This window comes from bacterium (genome assembly GCA_018814885.1).
GTDB lineage: Bacteria > Krumholzibacteriota > Krumholzibacteriia > LZORAL124-64-63 > LZORAL124-64-63 > JAHIYU01.
In genome coordinates this window covers 1-24,728 of record JAHIYU010000056.1, presented here as the reverse complement: position 1 = coordinate 24,728, position 24,728 = coordinate 1, and the positions used below count along the sequence as shown (strand labels likewise).

Annotated in this window: 21 protein-coding genes and 1 pseudogene; 5 read left to right on the top strand and 17 right to left on the bottom strand. The window is 68.7% G+C overall.

Features of this window, described 5'->3' with window-relative positions:
- Positions 1-3: 3 nt before the first annotated feature.
- Complete coding sequence (locus KJ554_03130) at positions 4-738, bottom strand: hypothetical protein (GenBank protein ID MBU0741331.1); 735 nt, start codon at positions 736-738, stop codon at positions 4-6.
- On the bottom strand, positions 735-1,301 hold the full coding sequence (locus KJ554_03125) for an RNA polymerase sigma factor (protein ID MBU0741330.1): 567 nt from the start codon (positions 1,299-1,301) through the stop codon (positions 735-737). The genes KJ554_03130 and KJ554_03125 overlap by 4 nt, the downstream gene beginning before the upstream one ends.
- Positions 1,302-1,478: 177 nt before the next feature.
- Between KJ554_03125 and KJ554_03120 the strand changes: the two genes are divergently transcribed.
- From KJ554_03120 to hypE, 3 genes are read left to right on the top strand one after another with little or no spacing between them, the layout of a single operon-like run.
- On the top strand, positions 1,479-1,748 hold the full coding sequence (locus KJ554_03120; GenBank protein MBU0741329.1) for a HypC/HybG/HupF family hydrogenase formation chaperone: 270 nt from the start codon (positions 1,479-1,481) through the stop codon (positions 1,746-1,748).
- Positions 1,745-2,836 (top strand): hydrogenase formation protein HypD, encoded by a 1,092-nt coding sequence (hypD, locus tag KJ554_03115; GenBank protein MBU0741328.1) that lies wholly within the window; start codon positions 1,745-1,747, stop codon positions 2,834-2,836. Before KJ554_03120 ends, hypD begins: the two co-directional genes overlap by 4 nt.
- Complete coding sequence (gene hypE, locus KJ554_03110) at positions 2,833-3,891, top strand: hydrogenase expression/formation protein HypE (GenBank protein MBU0741327.1); 1,059 nt, start codon at positions 2,833-2,835, stop codon at positions 3,889-3,891. Before hypD ends, hypE begins: the two co-directional genes overlap by 4 nt.
- 3 nt (positions 3,892-3,894) lie before the next feature.
- Here the strand turns inward: hypE and KJ554_03105 are convergent, their stop codons facing one another.
- Genes KJ554_03105 through KJ554_03070 form a run of 8 tightly spaced genes read right to left on the bottom strand, consistent with a single transcriptional unit; the run spans position 3,895 to position 10,529 of the window.
- Entirely contained in the window at positions 3,895-4,374 is a 480-nt protein-coding gene (locus KJ554_03105) for a hypothetical protein (protein ID MBU0741326.1), read from the bottom strand.
- On the bottom strand, positions 4,371-5,723 hold the full coding sequence (locus tag KJ554_03100; protein MBU0741325.1) for a HAMP domain-containing histidine kinase: 1,353 nt from the start codon (positions 5,721-5,723) through the stop codon (positions 4,371-4,373). The genes KJ554_03105 and KJ554_03100 overlap by 4 nt, the downstream gene beginning before the upstream one ends.
- The gene (locus KJ554_03095) at positions 5,723-6,115 is read right to left on the bottom strand and encodes a response regulator (GenBank protein ID MBU0741324.1); all 393 of its coding nucleotides are present in this window, start codon (positions 6,113-6,115) and stop codon (positions 5,723-5,725) included. The genes KJ554_03100 and KJ554_03095 overlap by 1 nt, the downstream gene beginning before the upstream one ends.
- Positions 6,090-6,572 carry a hydrogenase maturation protease gene (locus KJ554_03090; GenBank protein MBU0741323.1) on the bottom strand — a complete coding sequence of 161 codons (483 nt, stop codon included), beginning with the start codon at positions 6,570-6,572 and terminating at the stop codon, positions 6,090-6,092. Before KJ554_03090 ends, KJ554_03095 begins: the two co-directional genes overlap by 26 nt.
- Before the next feature lie 7 nt (positions 6,573-6,579).
- Positions 6,580-7,884, bottom strand: coding sequence for a Ni/Fe hydrogenase subunit alpha (locus tag KJ554_03085; GenBank protein MBU0741322.1), 1,305 nt, complete (start codon positions 7,882-7,884; stop codon positions 6,580-6,582).
- Positions 7,881-8,630, bottom strand: a complete 750-nt coding sequence (locus KJ554_03080) for an NADH:ubiquinone oxidoreductase (GenBank protein ID MBU0741321.1) — start codon at positions 8,628-8,630, stop codon at positions 7,881-7,883. The genes KJ554_03085 and KJ554_03080 overlap by 4 nt, the downstream gene beginning before the upstream one ends.
- A complete protein-coding gene (locus tag KJ554_03075) occupies positions 8,630-9,481 on the bottom strand; it encodes an FAD/NAD(P)-binding protein (GenBank protein ID MBU0741320.1) in 852 nt (283 codons plus the stop codon). Before KJ554_03075 ends, KJ554_03080 begins: the two co-directional genes overlap by 1 nt.
- 25 nt (positions 9,482-9,506) lie before the next feature.
- On the bottom strand, positions 9,507-10,529 hold the full coding sequence (locus KJ554_03070; protein MBU0741319.1) for a 4Fe-4S dicluster domain-containing protein: 1,023 nt from the start codon (positions 10,527-10,529) through the stop codon (positions 9,507-9,509).
- A gap of 457 nt (positions 10,530-10,986) precedes the next feature.
- Between KJ554_03070 and KJ554_03065 the strand changes: the two genes are divergently transcribed.
- Complete coding sequence (locus KJ554_03065) at positions 10,987-11,601, top strand: hypothetical protein (GenBank protein MBU0741318.1); 615 nt, start codon at positions 10,987-10,989, stop codon at positions 11,599-11,601.
- 69 nt (positions 11,602-11,670) lie between these two features.
- On the opposite strand, the gene KJ554_03060 is transcribed toward KJ554_03065, so the two are convergent.
- The 7 genes and pseudogenes from KJ554_03060 to KJ554_03030 all read right to left on the bottom strand — a co-directional run bounded on the left by KJ554_03060 (position 11,671) and on the right by KJ554_03030 (position 23,606).
- Complete coding sequence (locus KJ554_03060; protein ID MBU0741317.1) at positions 11,671-13,149, bottom strand: OmpA family protein; 1,479 nt, start codon at positions 13,147-13,149, stop codon at positions 11,671-11,673.
- Between the two features lie 283 nt (positions 13,150-13,432).
- Positions 13,433-14,062 carry a FecR domain-containing protein gene (locus KJ554_03055; GenBank protein ID MBU0741316.1) on the bottom strand — a complete coding sequence of 210 codons (630 nt, stop codon included), beginning with the start codon at positions 14,060-14,062 and terminating at the stop codon, positions 13,433-13,435.
- A 13-nt stretch (positions 14,063-14,075) separates the two neighbouring features.
- A complete protein-coding gene (locus KJ554_03050) occupies positions 14,076-17,462 on the bottom strand; it encodes a hypothetical protein (protein ID MBU0741315.1) in 3,387 nt (1,128 codons plus the stop codon).
- Between the two features lie 161 nt (positions 17,463-17,623).
- Positions 17,624-19,657, bottom strand: a complete 2,034-nt coding sequence (locus KJ554_03045; protein ID MBU0741314.1) for a sodium-translocating pyrophosphatase — start codon at positions 19,655-19,657, stop codon at positions 17,624-17,626.
- Between the two features lie 243 nt (positions 19,658-19,900).
- Entirely contained in the window at positions 19,901-20,578 is a 678-nt protein-coding gene (locus KJ554_03040; protein MBU0741313.1) for an FKBP-type peptidyl-prolyl cis-trans isomerase, read from the bottom strand.
- 221 nt (positions 20,579-20,799) lie between these two features.
- The gene (locus KJ554_03035; protein MBU0741312.1) at positions 20,800-22,131 is read right to left on the bottom strand and encodes a hypothetical protein; all 1,332 of its coding nucleotides are present in this window, start codon (positions 22,129-22,131) and stop codon (positions 20,800-20,802) included.
- A gap of 8 nt (positions 22,132-22,139) precedes the next feature.
- A pseudogene (locus KJ554_03030) lies at positions 22,140-23,606 on the bottom strand (fumarate hydratase).
- 144 nt (positions 23,607-23,750) lie between these two features.
- Here KJ554_03030 and KJ554_03025 point away from each other — a divergent pair.
- A partial coding sequence (locus KJ554_03025) for a saccharopine dehydrogenase NADP-binding domain-containing protein (GenBank protein ID MBU0741311.1) occupies positions 23,751-24,728 on the top strand: 978 nt, incomplete at its 3' end.

The following is a 24,728-nucleotide window of genomic DNA, read 5'->3' as shown; positions in this document are numbered from 1 at the left end:
CGTTCAATACGACAGGATCTCGCGGGGTGCGCCGAGACCCAGCCTCCGGATATCCAGTGCGGCGTCGCGGTCCGGCGAAAGCTCCGTGAGCAGACGCAGGGCCTCGCCGGCGGTCAGGCCGTCGGACGCGGTGTATTCGGCGAGCAGCCTGCGCGCCGGATTGCGGCGCAGGGGCGGTCCGGCCACCAGCAGGCGCGCCAGCTCGTCCGCATCCGCGATCACCGCCTGGGACGGCAGGCGCTCCAGCAGCAGACGCAGCTCGCCGACCGTCCAGGTGCGTTCCCCCGCGAGGCCCGGCGTCACGCCGGGCCAGCGATCCCCCGACGGCGCGTCGCGCGTATCGTGGGCTAGCACGGCGTCGAGGCGTGCCTGCATCTGCCGCCGCTCGCCGACGAGGTAGCCGGACAGGAAGACCAGGGCGATCACCGCCGCCGCGGCCAGGCCGGACCAGGCTCGGCCCCCTGGCCAGATCGCGGCGGGGCGCCGCGCCGCGACGCGGTCGGGCAAGGCGGCCGCGAGCCTGTCCCAGGTCGCGGCGACCAGGGCGGCGGGGGCGCGTTCGGTCAGATCGCCGATCCTGTCGCCGGCGAGCCTGCACGCCAGCTCCAGCATGGCCGGGCCGTCGGGGAGGCTGTCCGCCAGGGCCGCCAGACGTTCCCGCAGAGCGGCGTCCGCGTCGCCGCGGGCCAGGGCGTCCAGACCGTCGTGGAATTCCAGCCAGGTGCGTTCGTCGATCATGTCTCTACCTCCAGGCGGCGCAGGCTCTCGGCCAGCCGCTTGCGTGCGAAATGCAGGGTCGTGCGCAGTGTCGCCCAGCTCATGCCGAGCCGCGCCGCGGTCTCGGCGGGATCGTCCTGCTCCAGGTCGACGGCGGCCAGGACCTCCTGCTGCCGGGGCGGCAGGACGGCCAGGCCGCGGCGCACGTGCGCCACCAGGTCGTCGGCCGCCAGGCGCGTGAGCGGATCCGGCGCCGGATCGGATTCGAGCAGCCCGTACAGGACATCCGTCGGCGTCGGGCGTTCCCGGCGCACGCTCGGGCGGCGCAGGTGCTGCAGGCAGGTCCGGCGGTGGACGGCGCGCAACCAGGGACGGAACGGCCGGCCGGGGTCGTAGTCGTCGAAGCGGGCGTGGACCTGGAGCCAGGTCTCCTGGCAGAGGTCGGCCGCGGTATCCCAGTCCCCGCAGTATCTGTAGGCGACGGCCAGCAGCAGGCGCGCCTCCGACGCGACCAGGCGCCGGAAGGCGTCCCGGTCCCCCCGTGTGGCCCGTGCGGCCAGGCTGTCGGTCGTGTCGCCACCCATGATGCCCGTGTACCCTCCGGCGGTAAGACGGCCCTCCAACACGTACACTATGCCATACGGGGCGCGGATGTTTACCGGAATCCCCGACTGCCGGGTTTGAGGTTGCACTAACGCCGGACCGTTGGCACCTTCTACCCGAGAGTTCATCCGTGCGGTTCGCAGGCGGGAGGAGCGGCCATGTGCCTCGCGGTGCCCGGCAAGGGGCTGAAGATCTACGAGGAGAACGGCCTGAGGATGGGCCGCATCGACTACGCGGGCGCCGAGAACGCGGCCTGCCTGTCCTGCGTGCCCGAGGCGGCGGTGGGTCGGTACGTCATCGTGCACGCCGGCTTCGCCCTGCAGGTCCTCGACGAGGACGAGGCCGCCGCCACGCTGCGCACCTTGACCGAGCTGAACGCGCTGATCGACGAGGACGACGACGCCGGCCCGGCCGGAGACCGGCCATGAAGTATCTCGACGAATTCCGCGACCCCGCCCTGGCCCGCGCGCTGCTGGACCGCATCGCCGCCGCCGTGACCCGGCCGTGGACGATCATGGAGGTCTGCGGCGGCCAGACCCACGCCATCCTGCGCCACGGCCTCGACCGGCTGCTGCCCCTGCGGATCACGCTGGTCCACGGTCCCGGCTGCCCCGTCTGCGTCACCCCCCTGGAGACCCTCGACCGCGCCCACGCCGTGGCCGCTCGCCCGGAGGTGATCCTCGCGTCCTACGGCGACATGCTGCGCGTGCCCGGGTCGCGGGACGACCTCTTCCGCGTCAAGTCGCGGGGCGGCGACGTGCGCATGGTCTATTCGCCGCTGGAGGCCGTGAAGCTGGCGCGAGAGCATCCCGACCGCGAAGTGGTCTTCCTGGCCGTGGGCTTCGAGACCACCGCGCCGGGCAACGCCATGGCCGTCAAGCAGGCCGCCGCCGAGGGGCTGCCGAACTTCAGCGAGATCGTCAGCCACGTGCGTGTGCCCCCGGCCATGCGGGCCATCCTGTCGTCTCCGTCCAACCGGGTGCAGGGGATCCTGGCCGCGGGCCACGTCTGCACGATCATGGGGTGGGACGAATACGAACCCCTGGCGCGGGAGTTCTCCGTACCCATCGTGCCGACGGGCTTCGAGCCGGTGGACCTGCTGCTGGGCATCCTCTGCTGCGTGGAGATGCTCGAGCGCGGCGAGGCGCGGGTGGAGAACCGCTACGACCGGCTGGTGCGCCGGCACGGGAACCCGACGGCGCGGGCTGTCGTGGACGAGGTCTACGAGGTCTGCGACCGGGCCTGGCGAGGCATCGGCGTGATTCCGGGCAGCGGGCTGCGGCTGCGCGACGCCTACGCAGCCCACGACGCCGAGCGCAGGTTCGAGGTCTGCGACATCTCCCCCGCCGAACCCGAAGTCTGCATCAGCGGCGCGATCCTGCAGGGCCTCGAGAAACCCATCGCCTGCCCGGCCTTCGGCACCGACTGCACGCCGGCCTCGCCGCTGGGCGCTCCTATGGTCTCCAGCGAGGGAGCCTGCGCCGCCTACTGGCAGTGCCGGCGGAGCCGATCATGAGCGACGCTCCGGACCTCGCGGGGCTCCGCCGTCCCATGCCCCGCCACGGCCACGACACGGTGCAGCTGGCCCACGGCGCCGGCGGCCGCCTCTCGGCGGACCTGATCGAGACGTTCATCCTGCCGCGCTTCGCCAACCCGGCCCTGGCGCGCCTGGAGGACCAGGCGGTGCTCGACCTGCCGGCCTGCCGGCTGGCGTTCTCCACCGACACTTTCGTGGTCACGCCCCTGGAGTTCCCCGGCGGCGACATCGGCGACCTGGCGATCAACGGCACCGTGAACGACGTGGCCATGTGCGGCGCGCGCCCGCTGTTCCTGAGCGTGGGCTTCGTGCTGGAGGAAGGCCTGCCGCTGGCGATCTTCCACCGCGTGCTCTGCTCCATGGAGACGGCGGCGGGCAGGGCCGGCGTGACGGTCGTGACCGGCGACACCAAGGTCGTGGACAGGGGCTCCTGCGACGGCCTGTTCATCAACACCTCGGGCGTGGGCGTGCTGGCCGCGGGCTTGGATCTCTCGTCCGCCAACCTGCGGCCCGGCGACGCGGTGATCGTCTCGGGAACGCTGGGCGACCACGGCATGGCGGTGATGACCGCGCGCGAGGGACTGTCGTTCCGGTCGTCGGTGCGCAGCGACACGGCGGCGCTCAACGGCCTGGTCGCCGCCGTGCTGGCGGCCTGTCCCGGCGTGCGGGCCATGCGCGATCCCACGCGCGGCGGGCTCGCCACGACCCTGAACGAGTTCGCGGCCGCGTCGCGGGTGGGCCTCGCTCTCGACGGCGAGGCGATCCCCGTGCGCGACGACGTGATGGCCGTCTGCGAGATCCTGGGCATCGACCCACTGTACGTGGCCAACGAGGGCAAGCTGGTGGCCGTGGTGCCGGGCGAGACGGCGGATACGGTGCTGGCGGCCATGCGGGACCACGAGCACGGACGCGCGGCCGCGGTCATCGGGCGGGTGGTGGCGGAGCATCCGGGGATCGTGGCGCTGCGGACGGCCCTCGGCACCGAGAGGATCGTGGACATGCCGGCGGGCGAGCAGCTGCCGCGGATCTGCTGACGGTCACTCCGGCCAGACGAAGCGCGTGCGCAGGCTGGCGATGGTCCCGGGCTCGTCCGCGGCGTCGACCACCAGGCTGATGCTGTTGACCGACGAGCCGACCGAATGGGCGTCGATCCCGGCCTCGCAGGTGGAGCCGTAGACCTCGCTGGCCAGGGCCACCCGCTCGTAGAAGTGGGGGCCGTAGACGGTGAGGATGACCACGTCCTCGACCACGCCGAGCGCCCGGGGCATGAACTCGTCGCGTACCCCGTCGAGAATGGGACGGCACCGCTCGCGCATCTTGTGCTCGACGCACAGGACCAGCTGCTTGCTGCCGTCGGCGCACTTGCCGAGGGACAGGTAGCACAGCGGGATCTCGTTCTCGCCGAACATGGCCAGGATGCGCGACGACCTGCCCGCGCGCCATTCGTAGCCCATGATCTCCAGCATGCAGAGACCGCGCCTGACGATCAGACCGCCGCATTTGACCTTGTCGCTCATGATTTCGGCAGGGTGACGGTGAAGGTGGATCCCGTGCCGGGGGTGCTGTCCAGCTGCAGGGAGCCGCCGAGCTGCTCGGTGAACCGCTTCACGATGGACAGGCCGAGACCCGTGCCCAGAGCGGACATCTCCTTGGCTGCAGGCGTGCGATAGAACTCGTCGAAGATGCGGTCGCGGTCCTCGGGCGCGACGCCGATGCCTTCGTCCGCCACCGACAGGCGCACCGAGTCGCCCAGATCGAGCAGCGACACGCGCAGCGCGCCGCCGGGAATGTCGTAACGCACGGCGTTGCTGATCAGGTTGTCGAAGATCTTCTCGATCATGGTCTCGTTGGCCTGCATGACCAGATCCTCCGGCGGCAGCGCCGTCGTCTGGACCAGCCCCTTCTCCGCGATGAGTTCGCCCTGCTCGGCGAGCAGCTTCCCGACCAGCCGGCTGAGGTTGACCTCGGCGACGTCCCGGTCGGCGCTCATGCGCGTGCGCGTCAGGTCGGACAGGTCCTTGACGATCTCCAGGGCCTGGTTCAGGCGGCGCACCGCCCGTCGCAGCGTCTCCGCCGCCTTGGCGGACATCTCGCCGCCCGCGACGCCGAGCACAGCTTCCACCGCGCTCTGGGCGGTGACGACCGGCGTCTTCACCTCGTGCGAGACGAAGCGGAAGAAATCCAGCTTGGCCTTGTCGGCGGCGACGAGCTGGCGCTGGCGCGCGACCAGCTCGTTCTTGATGGTCCGGTTGTGGCGCATGATCGAGGCGCCGACGTAGGCGCAGCCGAACAGGACCAGCCAGAAGGACGCCAGGCTGACGGCCATGTACAGCGGCGCGTGGGTCAGCACGCCGCCGCCCTGCAGGTGGTTGTGGGGCAGCAGGCCGAAGTGCTCGCCGAGGATGTCGAAGCTGAACAGCACCGCGCTGAAGAGGGCCACCTGGTAGACGTCCCTGCCCTTGAAGAGCAGGCTCGCGATCAGCACGTGGACGACGTATATGAAGGAGAAGGGGTTCTCGAGCCCCCCCGAGAGGTTGATCAACACGGTGAGCAGCAGCAGGTCGATGAGCATCTGCACCTTGACCACGCGCAGCTCGTGCGCGATGACGGCCGGCGCGACGCGGCGGTTGCGCACCGCGTAGACGACGTTGAGCAGGATCAGCACGGCCGCGGTGGCGAGGATCGGCTCCCGCGGCAGCGGTATGTGCGCCACTTCCCCCGCCAGCAGGGTCAGCGCCGCGACGCCCGCGGCAGCGCCCCAGCGCATCTTGATGAACCAGTCGGACCGCAGGCGCAGCGAGGCGGCCGAGACGAATTGGGTCGACTCGTCGGTGGCGGGCGCGGGGCTGTATGTCGCGGCTTTCATCATGCTGTCGCGGGCAGGTGCTTGCGTACCAGGTCCACTAGCCGCTGCGGGCTGAGCGGCTTCTCCAGGAACTCGTCGACGGGCAGGAACTCGGCGTCCCGTTCGGGATCGAAGCCGAAGCCGGTCTGGTCGGAGACGGCGGTCATCATGAGGATGGGGATGTCGGCGGTGAGATCGTTCCCCCTCAGCTCGTAGGCCACCTGGAACCCCTCGTCGATCACACCCATCATGACGTCGAGGATGATCAGGTCCGGCCCCTGCTCCCGCGCGAGTTCCAGCCCGCGCGCACCGCTCTGGGCGTCGATCACGTCGAAGCCCGCATTCTCCAGGGTCAGGCGGATGACTTCCACCAGATCGATGTCGTCGTCAATGACCAGTATGGTCCGCTTCATCTGCCCGTACCTCCGCTCGGATGAGCCGGATCACCTCGGGGACGGCCGCCGCGACGGCGTCGGAAAGCCCCCGGTCCATGCGAACCTCGGTCGGCTCGACGCCCACGACGACCACGCGCCGCGGCATCGCGCCGAGCCCCTCCGCCAGGGCGAAGGCCTCCGCCAGGCCGAGACCGTGCAGCGACAGCCGGTCCCAGACGATGCGCCGTCGCGCCTCGGCGGGCGCGAACCCGACGACCCGGCCGGGTTCGCATCCCATCTTGGCCGCGTCGATGATGATATGCAAGCGCTCCGCCGCGCCGGTCTCCGCGAAACGGTCCAGCAGCGACAGGGCATCGGTCCCCGCGTCGATCAGCTCGGCGCCCGGGAAGAGCCCCTCGGCGCGGATGCGCTCCAGCACGGCCGCGCCCACGCCGTCGTCCCCGCAGAAGGGGTTGCCCACCGCCACGATCCTCACGCGCGACCTACCTGACGAATTTCACGTCCAGCATGTGCACCGAGCAGGAGATGCAGGGGTCGTAGGCCCGCACCAGCATCTCCAGCAGATGTGCGATCTCCGGTTCCGGACGGTCCAGCACCTCGGGCACCAGCTTCCTCATGTCGTCGTCGATGTTGGCGAGGTTCTGCCCCGTGGGGATGACGCAGTTGGCCGCCACGACGAGGCCCTTCCGGTCGTACGTGTACTCGTGGTACAGGATGCCGCGGGGCACCTCGGTAGCGCCGACGCCGGTGCCGTGGCGCGTCGGCTCCTGATGCGGCTGCTCGTCGCGGATGCCGCGCGTCAGCAGCTCGTCGATGACGGCGACGGAATCCAGCGCGCAGTGCACCGACTCGACGATCTGGGCGATGGTGTTCAGGAACGGGTTGTTGCAGCCCGGCGCGAGACCGAGCTTGCCGGCGACCTCCAGCGCGGCCGGGCACAGCCGGTCGTGGTTGTTGTTCCAGCGCGCCAGGGCGCCGACCATGTAGCTCGAGCGGTTGACCCGGCAGTGCTTCGAGGTGCTGTGGGACACCACGTGCTCGTTGGTCATGCGGCGATACTCGGCGACGGGGACGCGGCCCTCGTCGCTGGAGCAGATGTCGCCGTCGTAGAGGGCGTAGTCGTCGTCGCTGCGCAGCGAGATGTACTCGGTGTCGCGCGTGAAGCCCGGGATCTCGGCGGCCAGGGCGGCGACGGTCTCGGCCGCGAAGGCCAGGTCCGGCACCATCTGCTCTTCGAGACGGCGCTTGAGCTCGCGCAGCGCGGCGGCGGTCGGCAGCGCGGTGAAGCCGCCGGGCACGCAGGATATGGGATGCACGGCCCGCCCGGAGACAACCTCGGCGATGTCGTTGGCCAGCCGCTTCATGCGCAACGCGGCCTTGACCACGTCGGGATGGGAGGCGACCAGCGGGAAGACCGAGCCCACCTTCAGGAAGTCCGGCGCGGCCAGGAACAGCGCGTGCAGCACGTTCGACTGCATGGTCGCGCCGTGGACCAGCAGCTTGCGCAGCAGCAGGGTCTGCTCGCTGACCTCCAGGCCCAGGGCCTGCTCGGTCGCCTTGAACGAGGTCATCTGGTGGCCCAGGGAGCAGATGCCGCAGATGCGCGAGGTGATGATGGCCGTCTCGAGGAAGCTGCGTCCCTTGAGCATCGCCTCGAAGTAGCGCGGCGCCTCCACGATCTCCAGCCGCGCCTTCTCCAGCACGCCGTCGGTCATGTTCACGACGATGTCGCCGTGCCCCTCCACACGTGTCAGGTGGTGGACCTTGATGTCGAGCCTGGTGCTCATGGAGCCGCCCTTTCGAGCTGGTTGGCGTTGAAGAGCTGCAGCTTGCGGCGGGCCTCGTCCATGGATAGCCCGTGGGCGACGAGGATCTCCTCCATGGCCCCGAGCCTGGGATCGGTGACCAGGCCCCGGCAGCCGATGCAGGACTGGCCGAAGGTCGGGCACTGGGCGTCACAGCCGGCGCGCGTGACGGGCCCCAGGCAGACTAGGCCCCGGCCGTAGACGCACTCGTTCTCCCTGAGCTTGCACTCCACACAGACGGAGAAGTCCTCCTGCACGGGCCGCTTGCCCATCACCAGGGAGGTGAAGACCTTCAGGAACTCCAGCTGCGTCATGGGGCAGCCGCGGATGCAGTGGTCCACCTCCACGACGGCGCTCAGCGGCAGCGCCGGCAGGGTCGGGAACAGGTACTTGTCCTCGCCGTAGACCTCCTCGCGCACGTCCGCGATGGGCCGGATGTTCTTCAGGGCGTTGATCCCGCCCAGGACCGCGCAGGAGCCCACCGCCACCAGCACCTTAGTCCTGCGGCGGATCTCGTGGATGCGCTTGATGCAGTCGGGCGTGGACAGCGACCCCTCGACGAACGCGATGTCCAGCTCCCCGCCCCGCTCGTCCATGGCCTCGCGCCACTCCACGAAGTCGACGTGACCGAGGATGTCCAGGAGCTGGTCCTCGAAGTTCAGGTGGTTGAGCTCGCAGCCCTCGCAGCCCGTGAAGTCGAAGACGCCCACGCGCGGTTTGAACGCCATCACAACGCCTCCTGGAGGCTCTTCAGCTCGAGGCCGTTGTAGACCGGGCCCTCGGTGCAGACGAAGGTGTTGTTGATCTGGCAGTGGCCGCACTTGCCCACGCCGCACTTCATGCGCCGCTCCAGCGACAGGAAGATCCCCTTCTCGGGCATGCCCTTCGCGCGCAGGGCGAGCAGGACGTAGCGGAACATCACGGGCGGGCCGCAGATGCAGGCCGCCGTGCGGTCCACGTCGAGTTTCAGGCCCGGGAGCAGCGTGGTGATCACCCCGGTCCGGCCGCGCCACTGCGACGAGCCCCGGTCCACGGTCACGTGGTACTCGATGGACGGATCCCGTTCCCACGCCGCGCGCTCCTCGGCGAAGAGCAGCTCCGCATCGGAGCGGTTCCCGTAGCAGATGATCAGGCGGCCGAAGTCGTCGCGGTTGTCGATCACGAAGTTGATCAGCGAGCGCAGGGGCACCAGCCCGATGCCGCCGGCGATTATCAGCAGGTCCTTCCCGCGCAGGGCGCCGGTGTCGAAGCCGTTGCCGAAGGGGCCGCGGATGCCCACCTTCTCGCCGGGCCCCATGCGCTGCATGACCTCGGTCAGCATGCCCACGGTGCGGATGCCCAGCTCGAAGCTGCCCCGCTTCGTCGGCGAGGAAGAGACCGAGAACGGGGCCTCGCCCACGCCGAACAGCGACACCTTCACGAACTGGCCGGGACGGTGCCCGAGATCGCGGCCCCCGGGCAGGGCGATCTCGTACAGGGTCTCCTGCGGCGTGAGGGCCTTGACCGACACGAGCTCGGCCATGAGCGGCAGGTAGAGGTCCTGCGCCTGGGCGGGATCTATGAGGTAACGCTGAGGCATCGTGATCTCCTTGTCGGGCCCCCGCTCAGACCGTCGCCGTCCGCTGCTTGTCGTAGTCGTTGACCAGCCGGTTGACGATGTCGACGATGCTGATGCCGGCGGTGCAGTGCGCCGTGCAGCGGCCGCAGCCCACGCACCAGGGCTCGCCGGTCAGGTCGGAGATGTACTTGAACTTGCGGTACACGCGGTGGCGCTGCCGTCCCGCCAGGTGCTCGCGGAACACCTCGCCGCCGGCGACCTCGCCGAAGCCCCGCAGCAGGCAGCTGTCCCAGTAGCGCTCGCGCGTGCCACGGGTGACGGTCACGTCGACGCGGTCCTCCACGTTGAAGCAGACACAGGTCGGACAGACCAGGTTGCAGGTGCCGCAACCGGTGCAGCGGGCCGCCACCTCCTCCCAGACCTCGTTGTGGTAGCCGTGCTCGAAGACCTCGAAGAGCTTGCCCTGCGGCACGTAGATGTGCTGGTGGAAATGGCCGCCCGCGACCAGCCGGTCCGTGCATCCGGGCAGCGGGAAGCCGTCCAGCAGCCGTCGGCCGGCGTCGGTCAGCAGTTCCACGGCGTAGCCGCCCTCGACGCGGTGCAGGAAGACGTCGAAACCGGTCGTGTCGTCGGGGCCGATGCCCACCGAGCCGGAGAAGTGGTAGAGGTCCGGCGTGAAGGTCACCCCCACGAAGACGGCCTCCTGCCGGCGCGCGAGGTAGTTCTTCTCGGGATGGCCCCGGGAGAAGTTGTAATCGGCCTTCAGGACCGCGTGCATGTCGTAGGCGTGGACGCCCAGGAAGACGGCGTTCACCGGCTCGAGCGCCGGCGGCGTGAACGTGTTCTCGATGAGGTTGAAATCGAGCAGCGCCTCCCGCGGCGGCATGAAGTACTTCTTGACCGAGTGGAGCGTGCGCGGGTAGTCGAGCACCACGTCCTGCGGCTGCTCGACCGGGGCGAACACGTAAGACGCGCGTCCCTTGGCGTGCGGCGCGTAGACCTTTTTCCGCGCCTGCAGATGAGCCACGAAGTCGATGATCCTGGCGTCGTCCAGCCTCAACAGAGCCATGCGCGTTCTCCTTCCGGGCCGGTCGGCCGGAGACCGGCCTCCCGCCACAAATGTTCAGCATAAAACACAACCCGTCAAGAATTAAACAGCCTGGTTGACGATCGCCCGTACCTGCTGATGTGTTTTTTAATTCATTTGTTGACAGCAGGATATGAGGAGCAAAGCAAAGGGCGCCGCTGCCGCGGGCCGTCTCCGCCGCCGCGTCCGGGGCCTTGGCCCAGGCCGCTGGCGTCGATGCCCGTCGGCTCTCGTCTGATCTCCCCCGGCAACGCCGGTCTCGAATCTTCGCACTCGCTGCCCAACCGCCGCGGCGGGCGGATACGGAGCGGCCGGCTGGCTGCAGCCCTCTGCTATTTTCAACTCATTGCAAACATGACAGTTGACGATCTCGTGCAGCGGCTGGCACACATATTGCGACCAATTTGCCGATTCGAAACCCCTGCGACGGGAGATGGACATGAGACTCCGATTCCGCTCCGGCCGACGCGCGCTGATCACAGCCTGCGTCCTGGCGGTCGCCGCGTCGGCCGCGCGCGCCGAGATCGATGGGCGTACGGGCGGCGAATTCCGGGCCGGGGTGGGCGCCCTGCCGGTGCAGACCCTCTTCGAGCTCTTCACCGACATCACCATGGCCACGCTGTCCATCGGCACGCTCGAGCCGTCCACCGAGACGGAGCGTGCGGCGGCATTCGTCGAGTACGCGAAGCCCATGGGCGAGCGGTCTCGCCTGGTCGCCCACTTCAACATCGCGAGCTACGAGAAGGAGTACCTGATCGAGAGTTCCGGACAGCTCGCCGGCCGGGTCTCCGACGACTTCTACACCTTCATGCTGGGCGTCAAGCACTACTACGTGCGCACCGGCTCGTTCGCGCTGTACCTGGACACCATGGCGGGCGTCTCGATGCTGCACACGACGACGGACATCGACGAGCTGGAGACCGGCGACACCTTCCTGCTCGCCTACCAGTTCACGCCGCTGGGCATGCGGCTCGGCGGTGCCGCGGCGCTGGACCTGGCGCTGGGGCTGGGCTACAAGGGCATCGTGTCGATAGGCCTGGGCTACGAGTTCTAGGGATCGCCCGACAAAGACGGCGGCCCGCTCGACACGGAGCGGGCCGCCCTCGTTCCTGCCGTCTCGTCCCTACTGGCCGATCGGCGGGAGCAACAGACGCACTTCGATGCGCCGGTTCCTGGCCCGTCCCGCTTCGGTCTCGTTGTTGGCGATGGGACTGGTTTCACCGCTGCCCTTCGCCGAGATGCGGTCCGCGGACAGCCCCATGTTGGCGTCGAGGTAGCTCTTGACCGCCAGGGCGCGGCGGTCGCTCAACTGCATGTTGTAGTCGTCGTCGCCGCTGGAGTCGGTGTGTCCTTCCACCGTCACTTCGGCGGCTGGAAACTCCCGCAACACCTGCTGCACGCGCGTCAGGACACCGAAATCCTGGGGACGGATCTCGGATGATCCCACGGGAAAGCTGATACCGTAGAGACGAACCATGAGCTCGTCGCCGCGTGTGACGATCTCGGCCTCGTTCTTGGCGAACAGGCCGCGAACCTTGGCCATCCGGCTGTCGCGCTCCTGCCGGGAAAGCAGGGAGGCGGCGGCCTGGCGCTCCTGTCCACTCACTTTCCCCAGCTGCGCGCTCAGGTTCTCTTGCTCGCTCTTCAGACCGGCGATGCGAGCGTCGCGCTCGCCGACTTCGGAGCGGAGCGCGTCGCGGTCGCTGCGCAGGCTGACGATCGAGGCCTTGATGCCGTCGAGTACCTGGCCGCGGCCGGCGGCGAAATCGGCGCCGACGTTGACCGCGTCGGCGATCGATGCGATCTCCTGTTCGTGTTCGAGGACCAGCTTCTCCAGTTCGATGTCGGAGTCGCCGCGTTCGAGGCGTCGGTTCACGGCCACGATGTCCCGGGCATGGCGGAACGACTTGATGGCTTCCACGGCGCTGCCCGCCGCGGCTTCCCTGTCGTAGCGGTCCTCACGCAGAATGGCCTCGGCTGCGGCGAGATGGCGCTCGCCCGCCGCGTACGTCGCCGCCGCCTTCTTGTCGGCCTTGTCCTGGAAGGCCGTGTCGCGGGCGCTCCGCGCCTCGCCGAGCAGATCGTTGCGAATGCCTTCCAACTCGGCCGTTTTCAGCAGCCGCACGGAGTCGGCCGCGCGGGCGCGGGCGTTGTTGTGGTTACCCTTCTCGATCTCTCGGCCGGCCTGATAGAGGGCCTCCTTGGCGTTCTTCCATTCGGCCGCGGCATGCTCGGGAGCATTGGCCGTCAGGGCTTCTTGACGGGCTACGATCGCATCGCGCAGGATCAGCTCGCCGACGTCCCTGAACGTCTCCGCCTGCTTCAGCTCGGTCCGCGTCTCGGCCAGCATGGTTCGGATATTCTCGATCTTGCCCTTGCTATCGAAGCGTGCCTTGGCTTCCTGCAGCTTTTTCTCCGCCTTCTCGTAATAGCTCGGCGCGATGATCTGGATGTGCCGATCGCGAGCGTCCTGGAGCAGCTTCTCAACATCCTGGATCTCTCGCTCGAGTCCGGCGCCCTGCGCCAGCACCTGGACAGTCGCGGTCATCGAGGCGATCAGCAAGACGCCCAAGATCACGACCGAAGTCAACGTTTTCTTCATGATGGGTCCCCCTCTTCTACGGGTTGCCGGTCGTCCGCGATCGGCCACGCGTACATGGACTCGCAGACAACCAAGGCTTTTTCGCGGACGACACCGGTAATCGGCGATCCTCACTGCAGGACGATCGCCGACCGACGAGCCGATGACACACATGCCATACCCGTTTAGACAGAGCGTACCCTGCCGGAGTCACATGTAAAATACTTTTTTCCCGAACGCCCTAACCCATAGATACAATGCATATTAACACGGAGCTTGTCGCTGTGCGGACGAATAATCCAGGCTAGGGATCAGGGAGGGCCGCGACCAGCCCGCGCGCCCGCTGGTCCACAGGGATTATCTGCGGCGGGCCCGCGCCCGCGAAGCGCATCCCGACTTCACCCGCCAGCCGGTGCACGTGACCGTCGCGCGTCACCAGCTCGGCGGCGCCGCGCAACAGGATGACGTCTACTCCTGCGGCGCCGCATCTGACGACCATATCGGCGCCGTCCAGGCCGATCTCGGCGGCCTCGGTGCCGACGACCAGCCTGTCGCCGAGCGCCCGGCCACCGCACGTGAGGGCGACCTCTCCCCGCTCAACACCGAGGGTGCGGTGCCGGCCGATCCAGCGGGCCGGCGGCGGCGGCAGGTCCAGCGTGGAGTCGGGCGACAGACGCAGGGCGAGCAGACCGCCCAGGCGCAGCGCGAGCTCGCTGTCGCGTTCGGTGATGATCAGGGTGGGCCCCAGCTCCTGCCCCGGCCGCAGGCCGCCGGAGCGGAACACGCAGCGGTTCAGCTGGATGCGGGCGGGGTCGCGGACCTCGACCACTTCCCAGCGAGACAGCCGCTGGGTGCCGCCGACCACGTAAACCACAGCGGCCAGCACCATCGCGGCGGCGGAGGCGCCGATCGTCCACGCGAAACCTCGACGCATCACACCGCCTCCTCTAGCGCACCAGGACAACCTTCTGCCGGTCCATGCGTCCACCGGCCCGCAACCGCACCAGGTAGGTTCCCGCGGAGCAGTTCCGACCGTCGTCATCGCGCCCGTCCCAGACGGTCTCGTGCCGCCCGGCCGGTGCGGCGCCAGCGGCCAGGGCGCGCACCCGGCGGCCCCGCAGGTCGTAGAGCGCCACCTCGTGCCCGCCCACCGCGGCGAGCAGGTACGAGATGCGAACCGACGGATTGCAGGGGTTGGGCCGGCAGCCCAGCAATCCGAAGACGGCCCGCGGACCGGTACCCGCCGCATCGGGTTCCCCGGGATCCGACACGGCCACGAGCGTTTCGGGGATCAACTCCACGTCATCGACGTAGATCGTTGCCGACTCGTCCTGGAAGCGGAAGTGGAGGCGGACGATGGCCGAGCCCGGCAGCAGGGGATCGGGTTGCATCTCGATCTCGGCATGCTGCCAGCCGTCCGTGGGCGTGACGAAACCGGGGATCTGCAGCGCCCGCCAGCGCTCGTGGGCCGGGTTGTCCTCGTCGTACTCCTGACAGACCACGCTGAAGTGGGAGTCCTGACTCAGATCGAAGGGGGTGTTGTACCAGAAACTCACCGTATAGCCTTCGTGAGGCCCGACGTGGATGTTCTGGAAGGTGTTGCACCGGTCGTCCGTGCCGCCGCAGTGGAGCCGCATGGCGTAATCGCCGGCGTGCACGACGCCGGATTCGGCGAGGGGTTGGTTGTAGTAGGGGAGATCGTAGACCAGCCACGGACGGGACCAGTTCTCGTGCAGGTGGCATTCCTCGAAGTCGCCGTTGGCCACCCGGTTGTCTCCATAGCCCGCCGGCGCGGCGTCGGGCTCGAGGCCACCGGGAGGCAGGATGAAGGGCACCTGCACCGCACCGGCGTGACGGCCGGCCCCCGCGACGGTGAAGCTCACCACGCCCCAGTCCGGATCGTAGTCGTAGGGCGCCGCGGCGCCGTCGATCAGGACCGCGATCGGCGCGTCCCGGCTGAGCACGGTCATCGCCACGTCCCCGGCCAGCGCACCGTCGTTCTCCAGCCGGAAAGTCAGCGTGCCCGTGACCGGATCGACGGACGCCTCGGTCAGCAGGCCGGGCTCCCAGTTGCCGAGCGCCCAGACGGTCTGGTCGCGGCACACCTGATCGAGGTAGACGAAGCCGTTGTCGGGCAGGTCGGGCCCCAGCAGGGTGTCGTAATAGTAGTCTTCCGCGTGCATGTCCGACCACATCTGCGCGAGTTCGGTCGGATTCCAGCCCACCGAGCGGAAGGCATGGTACTTGTTGTAGGCCCAGGCGGCGTCGCTGAGATCGTAGGCCAGCCCCCCGTTCACGGCGAAGGCGAGCTGCATCAGGTCGGCGTAGTCCTGCGGCACCCAGCGCAGGTAGGACTGGTCCACCAGGGGGTGGAAGCTCTCCCCCGCGATGAGCTTGGCCTGGTAGTCGATCAACGATCCTACCGGGGCCCCGCACCAGAAGCCGGGGATGCCCGCGTCGGGGTTGGGCTCGTACTCCCCGAAGCCGGTACAGACCTGATCGGCGGTGAAGTCGTAGTAGGCGGCGGCGTAACCGTCCTTGAAGCCGAGACGCTGGGTCAGCGGGACCATGCCCTTCGACGCCAGGTACCAGGCGAAGTCCCCCCGCTCGCTCACGGCGGGACCGAGGGCGCCGGCGGCGGCGCGGGCCAGCTTGGCGAAGCTCAGGTAGCCCATCCATTGCGACGGGAACATGTCCAGGAACGCGCCGCCGCCGCCGTAGTCGCGGCAGGAGCTGGCCATCCAGGCCCAGTCGCTGACGATCTCCAGGTAGTGGAAGATCTTCTCGATGTCCGCCCAGGCGTCGACGACGGTCGTCCAGTCCCCCGCGTGCAGGGCGTACTGGTAGATGTACTCCAGGGGCGCGCCCGCGCCGCAGTCCTGGTCGCCGGGATAGTCCGGGTGGTTGTTGAAGTGGATCAGGTAGTGGTACTCGTGGTCGGTGCCGGGCACCTGGCGCAGCTGCCAGGGCCCGCCGGCGCCGAAGTCCAGCAGCACCTTGGCCAGCACCTGACGACAGCGCCGCAGGAAGAAGCCGCGCGAAGGCGTCGCGCAGCCGAGCAGGGACTCGAACTGGCCGCGGGCCCCGCTCAGCGACCACGCGCCGCCCCCCGTGGAGAGATCGAGGTCCCAGACCAGCGTCGCCGTGTGCTGCTCGAGCAGGCGCTGGGCGCGCGCGGACCAGGTCGCGCCGGCCGGCGAGGGCACCAGGTTCAGCGTCCAGAGGGGCGCCAGGGGCAGGCCGTAGACGATCGTGTCGGCGCCGATCAGGGCCCGCAGGGGACCGTTCTTCGTCGGCAGCCCGAGATCGGTCGGCGCGGGGTCGACGACGACGGGATAGCCGCGGTCGTGGGCATACGCCGCCACCGGCGGCAGCGGCGCCAGTCCCCGCACGGGCGTGTCCCAGCTGTCGGCCCAGGGCTCGTAGGCGTAGGTGTCGCGGACCTCGACCGTGCCGGCGGCCTCGTCTAGCCGGAACTCCTCGCGACAGCCGGAGGGAAAGGGCAGCAGGGTGCGTGAGAGCAGCCGGCAGCGCTCCTCCACGTCGGCGGGCAGGGCAGCGCTCCAGCCCGCCACCTCGGCCTCCGCGCGCGAGCCGATCCCGTCGAGGAAGGCGACGAGCACGTCGGTGGTGGCGCCGGCCGTCTCGTCGAAGTGGATATAGAGCTCTCCTTCCCACCACTGCACGTAGTCGGGATGGTCCGAACAGAGCAGCAGGATCGGCACCTGGACGCCCGCGGCGCCGCCGTCGGCCGCCCAGACCAGCAGCCAGTTCTCGGCCCAATCGCCGTCCACCGCCCGGCGGTAGTAGCGGCCCTCGATGGTCGGGCCCGTCAGGCTCTTCACCACCGCGCCCCCCGGGCCCACGTACGCCATGCGGGCGAAATCCACCGGAGGCGCCAGGGAGCAGCCCTGCTCCTCGGTGGAGATGAGAAAACCGGCGGATAACGCGTTGTACGCCAGACGGTAGCCGCAGTCGCCACGGTCCACGTCGATGCGCTTGAAGACCCAGTTGCGCGCGAGGACGGAGACGACGGGATCCGCGGGGATCTCCCCCGGGTCCCGCGCGCCGAAGCCCAGTTCGTAGAAGTGTCCGGCGACGGTGCGCTGCAACCGGTCCGGATGAAGGCGGGCGATGAGGTTGTCCTCGTACTTGTTGTCGTCACCGGGACCGTACTCGGGCCAGGTGCCGAAGCGGCCGAGGGTGTCCTCGCCCACGCCGTCCTGCCACGCCTGGGCGACGGCCGCCCGCGGCGCCAGCAGGATCACGGGAACCAGCAGCGCGATGATCGGCAGCGGTCGGCGGGGACGATCATGGCGGGTGGTGGATGTCATGTCTCCCTCCCAGAAGATGATGGTCGTCAGATCATACCACATCCGCCCGCCGTGACGCACAGCCCGCGTGTCGTATCGGAGGACTCCGGGACACCGGAAACAAGAACCGGCCCGCTCCGTGGGGAGCGGGCCGGCCCCTGCCAGCGCGGACGAGCGGTTCGTCAGATCAGCAACGGGGCGATCACCAGGGAGATCACCGACATCAGCTTGATCAGGATGTTCAGGCTGGGCCCGGACGTGTCCTTGAAGGGATCGCCCACGGTGTCGCCGACCACGGCCGCCTTGTGGGCGTCGCTGCCCTTGCCGCCGAAGGCGCCGCCCTCGATGTGCTTCTTGGCGTTGTCCCAGGCGCCGCCGGCGTTGGACTGGAACAGGGCCATCAGCACGCCCGTGGCGGTCACGCCGCAGAGAAGGCCGCCCAGCATCTCGGTGCCGCCGATGAAGCCCACGGCCACCGGCGTCAGCACGGCGATCATGCCGGGCATGATCATTTCCTTGATGGCCGCGGCGGTGGAGATGTCCACGCACTTGCGGAAATCGGCGGTTGCCTTGCCCTCCATCAAGCCGGGGATCTCGCGGAACTGGCGGCGCACTTCCTCGATCATCGAGAAGGCGGCGCGTCCCACGGCGCTCATGGCGAAGGAGCTGAACAGGAACGGCAGCATGGAGCCCAGCAGCAGACCCACCAGGACCAGCGGGTTCAGCAGGTCGATCTTTTCCAGGCCGACCGCCACGCGGTAGGCGCTGAACAGGGCCAGGGCGGTCAGGGCGGCCGAGCCGATGGCGAAGCCCTTGCCGATGGCGGCGGTGGTATTGCCCACGGCGTCGAGCTTGTCGGTGCGTGCGCGGACCTCGGGTCCCAGCCCGGCCATCTCGCTGATGCCGCCGGCGTTGTCGGCGATGGGGCCGTAGGCGTCCACGGCCAGCTGGATGCCGGTCGTCGAGAGCATGCCCAGGGCCGCGATGGCGATGCCGTACAGTCCGGCCACGTGGTGGGCGACCAGGATCACGGTGCTCAGCACGATGATGGGCAGGAACGTCGAGAGCATGCCCAGGGCCAGGCCGCCGATGATGTTGGTGGCCGCGCCGGTCTCCGAGGCCTTGGCGATGCTCCGGGCGGGGCCGCGGTTCTCGGCGGTGTAGTACTCGGTGATCATGCCGATGCCGATGCCGCCGGCCAGGCCGGCGATGGTCGCCCAGAAGACGCCCATGAACTTGTCGGCCGGGAGCATCATCTTGGCTGCGAAGTAGGTGACGACCAGCATGATGATGCCGGCGCCGAAGGTGCCGGTGTTGAGCGCGGCCTGCGGATTGCCGCCCTCGGTGGTGCGCACGAAGAAGGTGCCGACGATCGAGACGACGATGCCGCAGGCGGCCAGCACCAGGGGCAGCAGGACGGCGTTGATGTCGCCGTTGCCCACGAAGGCCACGCCCAGGATCATCGAACCCACGATCGAGCCCACGTAGCTCTCGAAGAGGTCGGCGCCCATGCCGGCCACGTCGCCCACGTTGTCGCCCACGTTGTCGGCGATGACGGCGGGGTTGCGGGGGGCGTCCTCGGGAATGCCGGCCTCGACCTTGCCGACCAGATCGGCGCCCACGTCGGCCGCCTTGGTGTAGATGCCGCCGCCCACGCGCGCGAAGAGCGCGATGGAGCTGGCGCCCAGGGAGAAACCGGACAGGACCTGCAGCACGCGGCCCATGTTCCAGCCCTCCTGGCCGATGAAGGTCCTGTCGTAGACGATGAACAGGATGCTCAGGCCGATCACGGCCAGCCCGACCACGCACATGCCCATGACGGTGCCGCCGCTGAAGGCCACGGACAACGCCCTGTTCAGGCTCGTCCGGGCCGAAGCGGTGGTGCGCACGTTGGCGATGGTGGCGATCTTCATGCCGAAGAAGCCCGAGAGGCCGGAGCAGAGCGCGCCGAAGGCGAAGGAGAGGCCGATCAGCCAGTGCGAGTTCTCCAGGCTGGCGTTGCCCCAGGCCAGCAGCACGGCCACGACGACGACGAAGATCGAGAGAACCCTGTACTCGCGTCCCAGGAAGGCCATGGCGCCTTCGTGGATGTGACCGGCGATCGTCTTCATGGTGTCCGTACCCGCGTCCTGCTTCTTGACCCAGGCCGTCTTGACCAAGGCGAATAGCAGCGCGAGCACGCCCGCCGCCGGAATCAGGTAGATCGTGTTGCCCATGTGAGGTTCACCCTTCGTCTCGACGTGGATGGAAGGCGGCGCCGGATCCGCGCCACCGCCGCGAAACCACTCTGTTCGCGGACATGCAAAAAGCGATCGAACCTTGCAGTGATCGCCCTGAATCAACTTTCGACGATAATGAACGGATTCTTTCTCTGCAAGGATATTCGGCGGGCCGGGCGACGGCAAAGGGGGTGCCCGGCCGGGACACCCCCTCGCATCACCCACACGGAAGCGGGTATGTCACTTGCCCTCGATGCTCACCAGCTCCACATCGAAGATCAGCGTGGCGTTGGGCGGGATCACACCGCCGGCCCCGCGAGCGCCGTAGCCCAGGTCGGGCGGGATGATGAGCGTGCGCTTGCCGCCGGTCTTCATGCCCTTGACGCCCTGGTCCCAACCCTTGATGACGCGTCCTTTGCCGAGGGGGAATCTGTAGGGCTCGTCGCGATTGAAGGAGCTGTCGAAGGGATCGCCGACCCTGGCGCCGTCCTCGCAGAGCCAGCCAGTGTAGTGGACCGTCACCGTGTCGCCGATCTCCGCGACGGCGCCCTCGCCCACCAGCGTGTCGACGATCTCCACGCTAACGATGCCCAGCAATTCCACCTCGAAGAAGAGCGTGGAGTTGGCGGGGATGTTGGGACGTTCGACGGTGCCGTAGGCCAGATCAGGCGCGATGGTCAGCTCGCGCTTGCCGCCGACCTGCATGCCCGGAATACCCTCATCCCAGCCCTTGATGAGCCTCCCCACGCCCACGTCGAACTTGGCGGACTCGCCCCGAGCGACGGAGCTGTCGAAGGGCTCGGGGGCCTTCACGCCCTCGGTCAACACCCAGCCGGTGTAGTGCACATCGACGACGTCGCCCTTGACGGCGGTCTCGCCCGGGCCGACGACGACGTCCATATAGGTCAGGCCTTCCATCACGGTCACTTCCTGCGGACCTGCCGCGGTTTCGGCGTCTTCCTTGCAGCCGGTCGACGGCAGGGTCAGCAGCAGCAACGCCAGGGTCGAGAGGATCAGGGATCGTTTCATCGGTTACTCCCTCAGTGGTCGGTGTACCCTCCGGGCCGCTCGGCCGCGGAGCCGTGCCAATATACTAGGGACCCGTCACGGTTCCAACGTCGGAACCGTCCGGGGGAACTCTACCGGGAATCGGAAAAGATCTCGCGGCGGTTGAGGGACATGTATTCCCAGACCAGGGCCAGGCCCAGCGAGCCCAGGAAGCCCATCAGGGTCAGCAGACCCACTGCGCGCTGCCTGCGCGGGCGCACCGGATTCTCGCTGACGAAGATGGTGCCGATCGTCTCCAGGGGAGTCAGCAGTTCGAGCCGCGACCGCTGCACCTGGATCTGGTCCGCGATGTTGATCAGCTCCTGCGACAGGGAGCGGTCGCGGTTGATCTCCATCTCCCTGATCTCGGACTCCAGGAGCGCCTTGCGGTAGGCCAGTTCGTAGTTCTTGAGCAGGAGCTCGCTCTCGTGCTGGTATTCCTGGATCTCGTTGGTGTGCCGCAATTCCGTGGCCGCGAGCTGGTCCTCCCACATGCCGGCCTGCATCTCGAGGCTGTTCATGAGCATGCTTCCGGCTATGGCCGTCTTGTCCTGCGCCAGCTCCCACCAGAGGAACGGCAACTTCTCCGTCTCGGGCACCGACGACAGCGTGGAATCGAGGTCGCCCTGGCGGGTCTCCTTCGCCCGCATGCGCTCGAGGTAGTAGGACATCTCCCGCAGGCCGGTGAGCGTGGAGTCCACACCCGTCTCGAGAATCCCCGCCTTCTCGTCCCTCAGGCCCTGCCGGGCCAGGTGCTCCTTGACCGCCAGCGCGAGACGCTGCTGTTCGATCTCGATCCCCTTGAGCTCGTCGCCCTTGCGCCCGATCCGCAATTCCAGCAGATCCCGCTTGATGTCGATGTCGTCGCGGTCGTGGCCCAGCTTCTCGATCTCGTTCTCGAGTACGCGGCGCGACAGCGACAGGTCGTTGCCCACGGAGTTGATCTCCGCGTACTTGTTGAAGGTCTCGATGGACGCGGCGAGGATCCGCTCGGCCTGTTCCCGGGACGTGCTCAGCGTGGTCAAGGTGACCACGTTGCCGCCCTGGATGCCCACGCCGCGGGGAATGAACTCGGCCATGATGTCGGGACGGAAAGCGCCCTTGGGCAAGCCCAGACCCCGCTGGACGCCCTCGCCGTACAGGCCGCTGCGGTACCAGCGCACGATGTCCTTGAGCTGCCAGGAGCGCTGCGGGTCGCCCCCCGCGGCGTAGCTGGTGATGCCCGGACGCACCGTGGCGACGGCGCGGTACAGCGGATCCGTGATCGCCACGTACACGATGCCCGCCGCCAGCCCGGCCAGGGTGAGCAGCAGGACGATCAGCCGGCGCCGCCAGATGATGTTGAGAACGCGCGCCAGGGAGATGACGTCGTCTACGGAATGCGGGATCCCTCCCGCCGTCTGGTCCGTCCGCTCGTTGGGCACGATGCCTCCTAACCGATCAGCTTGGCGAGGGCCGCCGCCGAGACGCCCTCGACCTTCGCGTGCAGCGACTTGCCGTGCGCGTCCATGGTCACCACGACCGGGAACCGCACGACCTTGAATTCCCAGATGGCTTCCGGCGACCCGAATTCCTCGAGCATGTGCACGTCCGGCACCTCGACCACCTTCTCGGCCAGCACCTGCGCGGCGCCGCCGATGGCGTGGAAGTAGCAGGCGCCCACCTTGCGGCAGGCGGCCAGGGTCTTGGGTCCCATGCCGCCCTTGCCGATCACGCCGCGGATGCCGTACCGCTCCATCAGCGGCCCCTGGTAGGGTTCCTCGCGGATCGAGGTGGTCGGGCCCGCGGCCTTGACGACCCACTTGCCCATCTCGCGCACGACCACCGGGCCGCAATGGTAGATGATCGAATCCTGCAGGTCCACGGGCGGTTTGCCGCCGTCGTGCAGGTACTTGTGCACCGCGTCGCGGCCCGTGTAGAGCATGCCCGTGATCTCCACCAGGTCGCCCACGCGGAACTTGCGGAGCTTGGCCTCTGTGAACGGAGCTTCCAGAAACATGTCAGGTCCTTTCTAGCTGTACAGCCAGCCGGTGACCTTGCCCGCTTCGGACAGGCTGCAGCCGTCGCGCCGGTACGCCCAGCACATGTATGAAACCGACACGAAGAACGAGGCCGGCACGCGGTTGCGGGCGGTGAGCTTGACGCCCATGATCGTGGTCACGCCCCCGAAGCCCATGGGGCCGATCCCCAGGGTGTTGGCCTCCTTCAGCAGGCTCTTCTCGAGACGCGCGAGGACGGGATCGTCGTTGACGTCGTCCAGGGACCTGAAGAACGTCTCCTTGGACGCCACATACCCCGTGGCGCGGTCGCCGCCGACGCACACGCCCAGGATGCCCGGCCCGCAGCCCTTGCCCTGGGCCCGGTGGACGGCGTCCAGCACGCAGCGGCGCACGCCCTCGAGGTCGCGCCCGGCGCCGAGCCCGGTGTTGGGCAGGGCGTACTGCACGCCCACGTTCTCGCAACCGCCGCCCTTGAGCATCAGACGCACGGTCATGGCCTTGGCGCCGGTCTCGTGGAAGTGGATCACGGGGCTGCCCGGTCCGAGGTTGGTGCCGGAGTTCCTGCCGGTGATCGAGTCGACGGAGTTCTGCCGGAGATAACCGATCCTGGTCGCCTGCACGACCGCCTTCTCGAAAGCGCGGATGAAGTCCTGCTCGGAAATCCAGCGCGGACGGTCCACGTAGCAGATGATCGTGCCGGTGTCCTGGCAGATGGGCTGCGATTTGCGGCCGGCGAGGATGACGTTGTCCCGGATCACCTCGAAGGCGTACTTGGCGGTGGTGCCCTTCTTCTCCTTGCGCCACCCCTTGTCGACCGCCCGCACCACGTCGGGCGGCAGTTCGCAGGATGTGCGCCGGATCAATTCCAGCAGGCGCGACTGCAGCAGCTTGGCGTCCATCTCTTCTCCTTGGCCGTGTGGTCGGAAGATCGGTCCGCGGCAGAGTGTAGCCTCGGGCCGGCCCCGCGTCAAAGTCGATTCGGCCGTTGGCATCGCTCCTAAGCGGGGTGTAGAGTCGCTTCCCTATCAACCGGAGAGGGACCCATGCGATATCTCCTGCTCGGCGTCGGCCTGCAGGGCCGCGCCATCGCCCACGACCTGCTGCGGCACGCCGCAGGGACCGCCGCGCTGCACCTGGTGGACCGGGACGCGGCCGCCGTCGAGGCCCTCGCCGCCTGGCTGGACGACCCGCGCGTCGCGACCACCAGCGGCGACGTCACCGACGCCGGGCTGCTCGCGCCCCTGCTGGACGGGGCGGACGTCTGCGTCAGCGCCGTCAACTACTGGTTCAACGCGGGGCTGACCCGCCTGGCCGTCGCCCACGGCGCCCACTTCCTGGACCTGGGCGGCAACAACGACGTCGTGGCCGAGCAGTTCGCCCATGACGAGGCGGCCCGGGCGGCCGGCGTGACGGTGATCCCCGACTGCGGCCTGGCGCCGGGCCTGGCCGGGATCCTCGGCTATCACCTGGCGACGGGCTTCGAGACCTGCGAGAGCGTGCGCCTGCGCGTGGGCGGCCTGCCCGCGGCGCCGCAGCCGCCGCTGGACTACGCCATCGTCTTCGCGGTGCAGGGGCTGATCAACGAGTACATCGAGGACTGCGTGGTCGTGCGCGACGGCGCGCGCCGGGTCGTGCCCGGCCTGTCCGAGCTGGAGGCGCTGGCGTTTCCCGGCTTCGGCGAGTTGGAGGCCTTCCAGACCTCGGGCGGCGTCTCGACCCTGCCCGTGACCCTGGCCGGCAAGGTGCGCGACATCGACTACAAGACCATCCGCTATCCCGGCCATCGCGACCGGATCAAGCTGCTGATGGACCTGGGACTGACCTCCTCGGAGACCGTCACGGCGGGCGGCGCCGCGGTGCGGCCGCGCGACGTGCTGGCCGCCTGCCTGGAGCGCACCCTGCCCGGTGGCGGCGCCGACCTGGTGCTGCTGCAGGCCGAGGCTGAGGGGCGCGCCAACGGGCACCGTCTGCGGCGCCGCATCCGCATGGTCGACCGGATGGACCAGGCGACCGGACTGAGC

Coding starts and splice junctions, on each gene's coding strand:
- KJ554_03130 (MBU0741331.1), bottom strand. CDS start 738: ATGATCGACGAACGCACCTGGCTGGAATTCCACGACGGTCTGGACGCC.
- KJ554_03125 (MBU0741330.1), bottom strand. CDS start 1,301: ATGGGTGGCGACACGACCGACAGCCTGGCCGCACGGGCCACACGGGGG.
- KJ554_03120 (MBU0741329.1), top strand. CDS start 1,479: ATGTGCCTCGCGGTGCCCGGCAAGGGGCTGAAGATCTACGAGGAGAAC.
- hypD (MBU0741328.1), top strand. CDS start 1,745: ATGAAGTATCTCGACGAATTCCGCGACCCCGCCCTGGCCCGCGCGCTG.
- hypE (MBU0741327.1), top strand. CDS start 2,833: ATGAGCGACGCTCCGGACCTCGCGGGGCTCCGCCGTCCCATGCCCCGC.
- KJ554_03105 (MBU0741326.1), bottom strand. CDS start 4,374: ATGAGCGACAAGGTCAAATGCGGCGGTCTGATCGTCAGGCGCGGTCTC.
- KJ554_03100 (MBU0741325.1), bottom strand. CDS start 5,723: ATGAAAGCCGCGACATACAGCCCCGCGCCCGCCACCGACGAGTCGACC.
- KJ554_03095 (MBU0741324.1), bottom strand. CDS start 6,115: ATGAAGCGGACCATACTGGTCATTGACGACGACATCGATCTGGTGGAA.
- KJ554_03085 (MBU0741322.1), bottom strand. CDS start 7,884: ATGAGCACCAGGCTCGACATCAAGGTCCACCACCTGACACGTGTGGAG.
- KJ554_03080 (MBU0741321.1), bottom strand. CDS start 8,630: ATGGCGTTCAAACCGCGCGTGGGCGTCTTCGACTTCACGGGCTGCGAG.
- KJ554_03075 (MBU0741320.1), bottom strand. CDS start 9,481: ATGCCTCAGCGTTACCTCATAGATCCCGCCCAGGCGCAGGACCTCTAC.
- KJ554_03070 (MBU0741319.1), bottom strand. CDS start 10,529: ATGGCTCTGTTGAGGCTGGACGACGCCAGGATCATCGACTTCGTGGCT.
- KJ554_03065 (MBU0741318.1), top strand. CDS start 10,987: ATGAGACTCCGATTCCGCTCCGGCCGACGCGCGCTGATCACAGCCTGC.
- KJ554_03060 (MBU0741317.1), bottom strand. CDS start 13,149: ATGAAGAAAACGTTGACTTCGGTCGTGATCTTGGGCGTCTTGCTGATC.
- KJ554_03055 (MBU0741316.1), bottom strand. CDS start 14,062: ATGCGTCGAGGTTTCGCGTGGACGATCGGCGCCTCCGCCGCCGCGATG.
- KJ554_03050 (MBU0741315.1), bottom strand. CDS start 17,462: ATGACATCCACCACCCGCCATGATCGTCCCCGCCGACCGCTGCCGATC.
- KJ554_03045 (MBU0741314.1), bottom strand. CDS start 19,657: ATGGGCAACACGATCTACCTGATTCCGGCGGCGGGCGTGCTCGCGCTG.
- KJ554_03040 (MBU0741313.1), bottom strand. CDS start 20,578: ATGGAAGGCCTGACCTATATGGACGTCGTCGTCGGCCCGGGCGAGACC.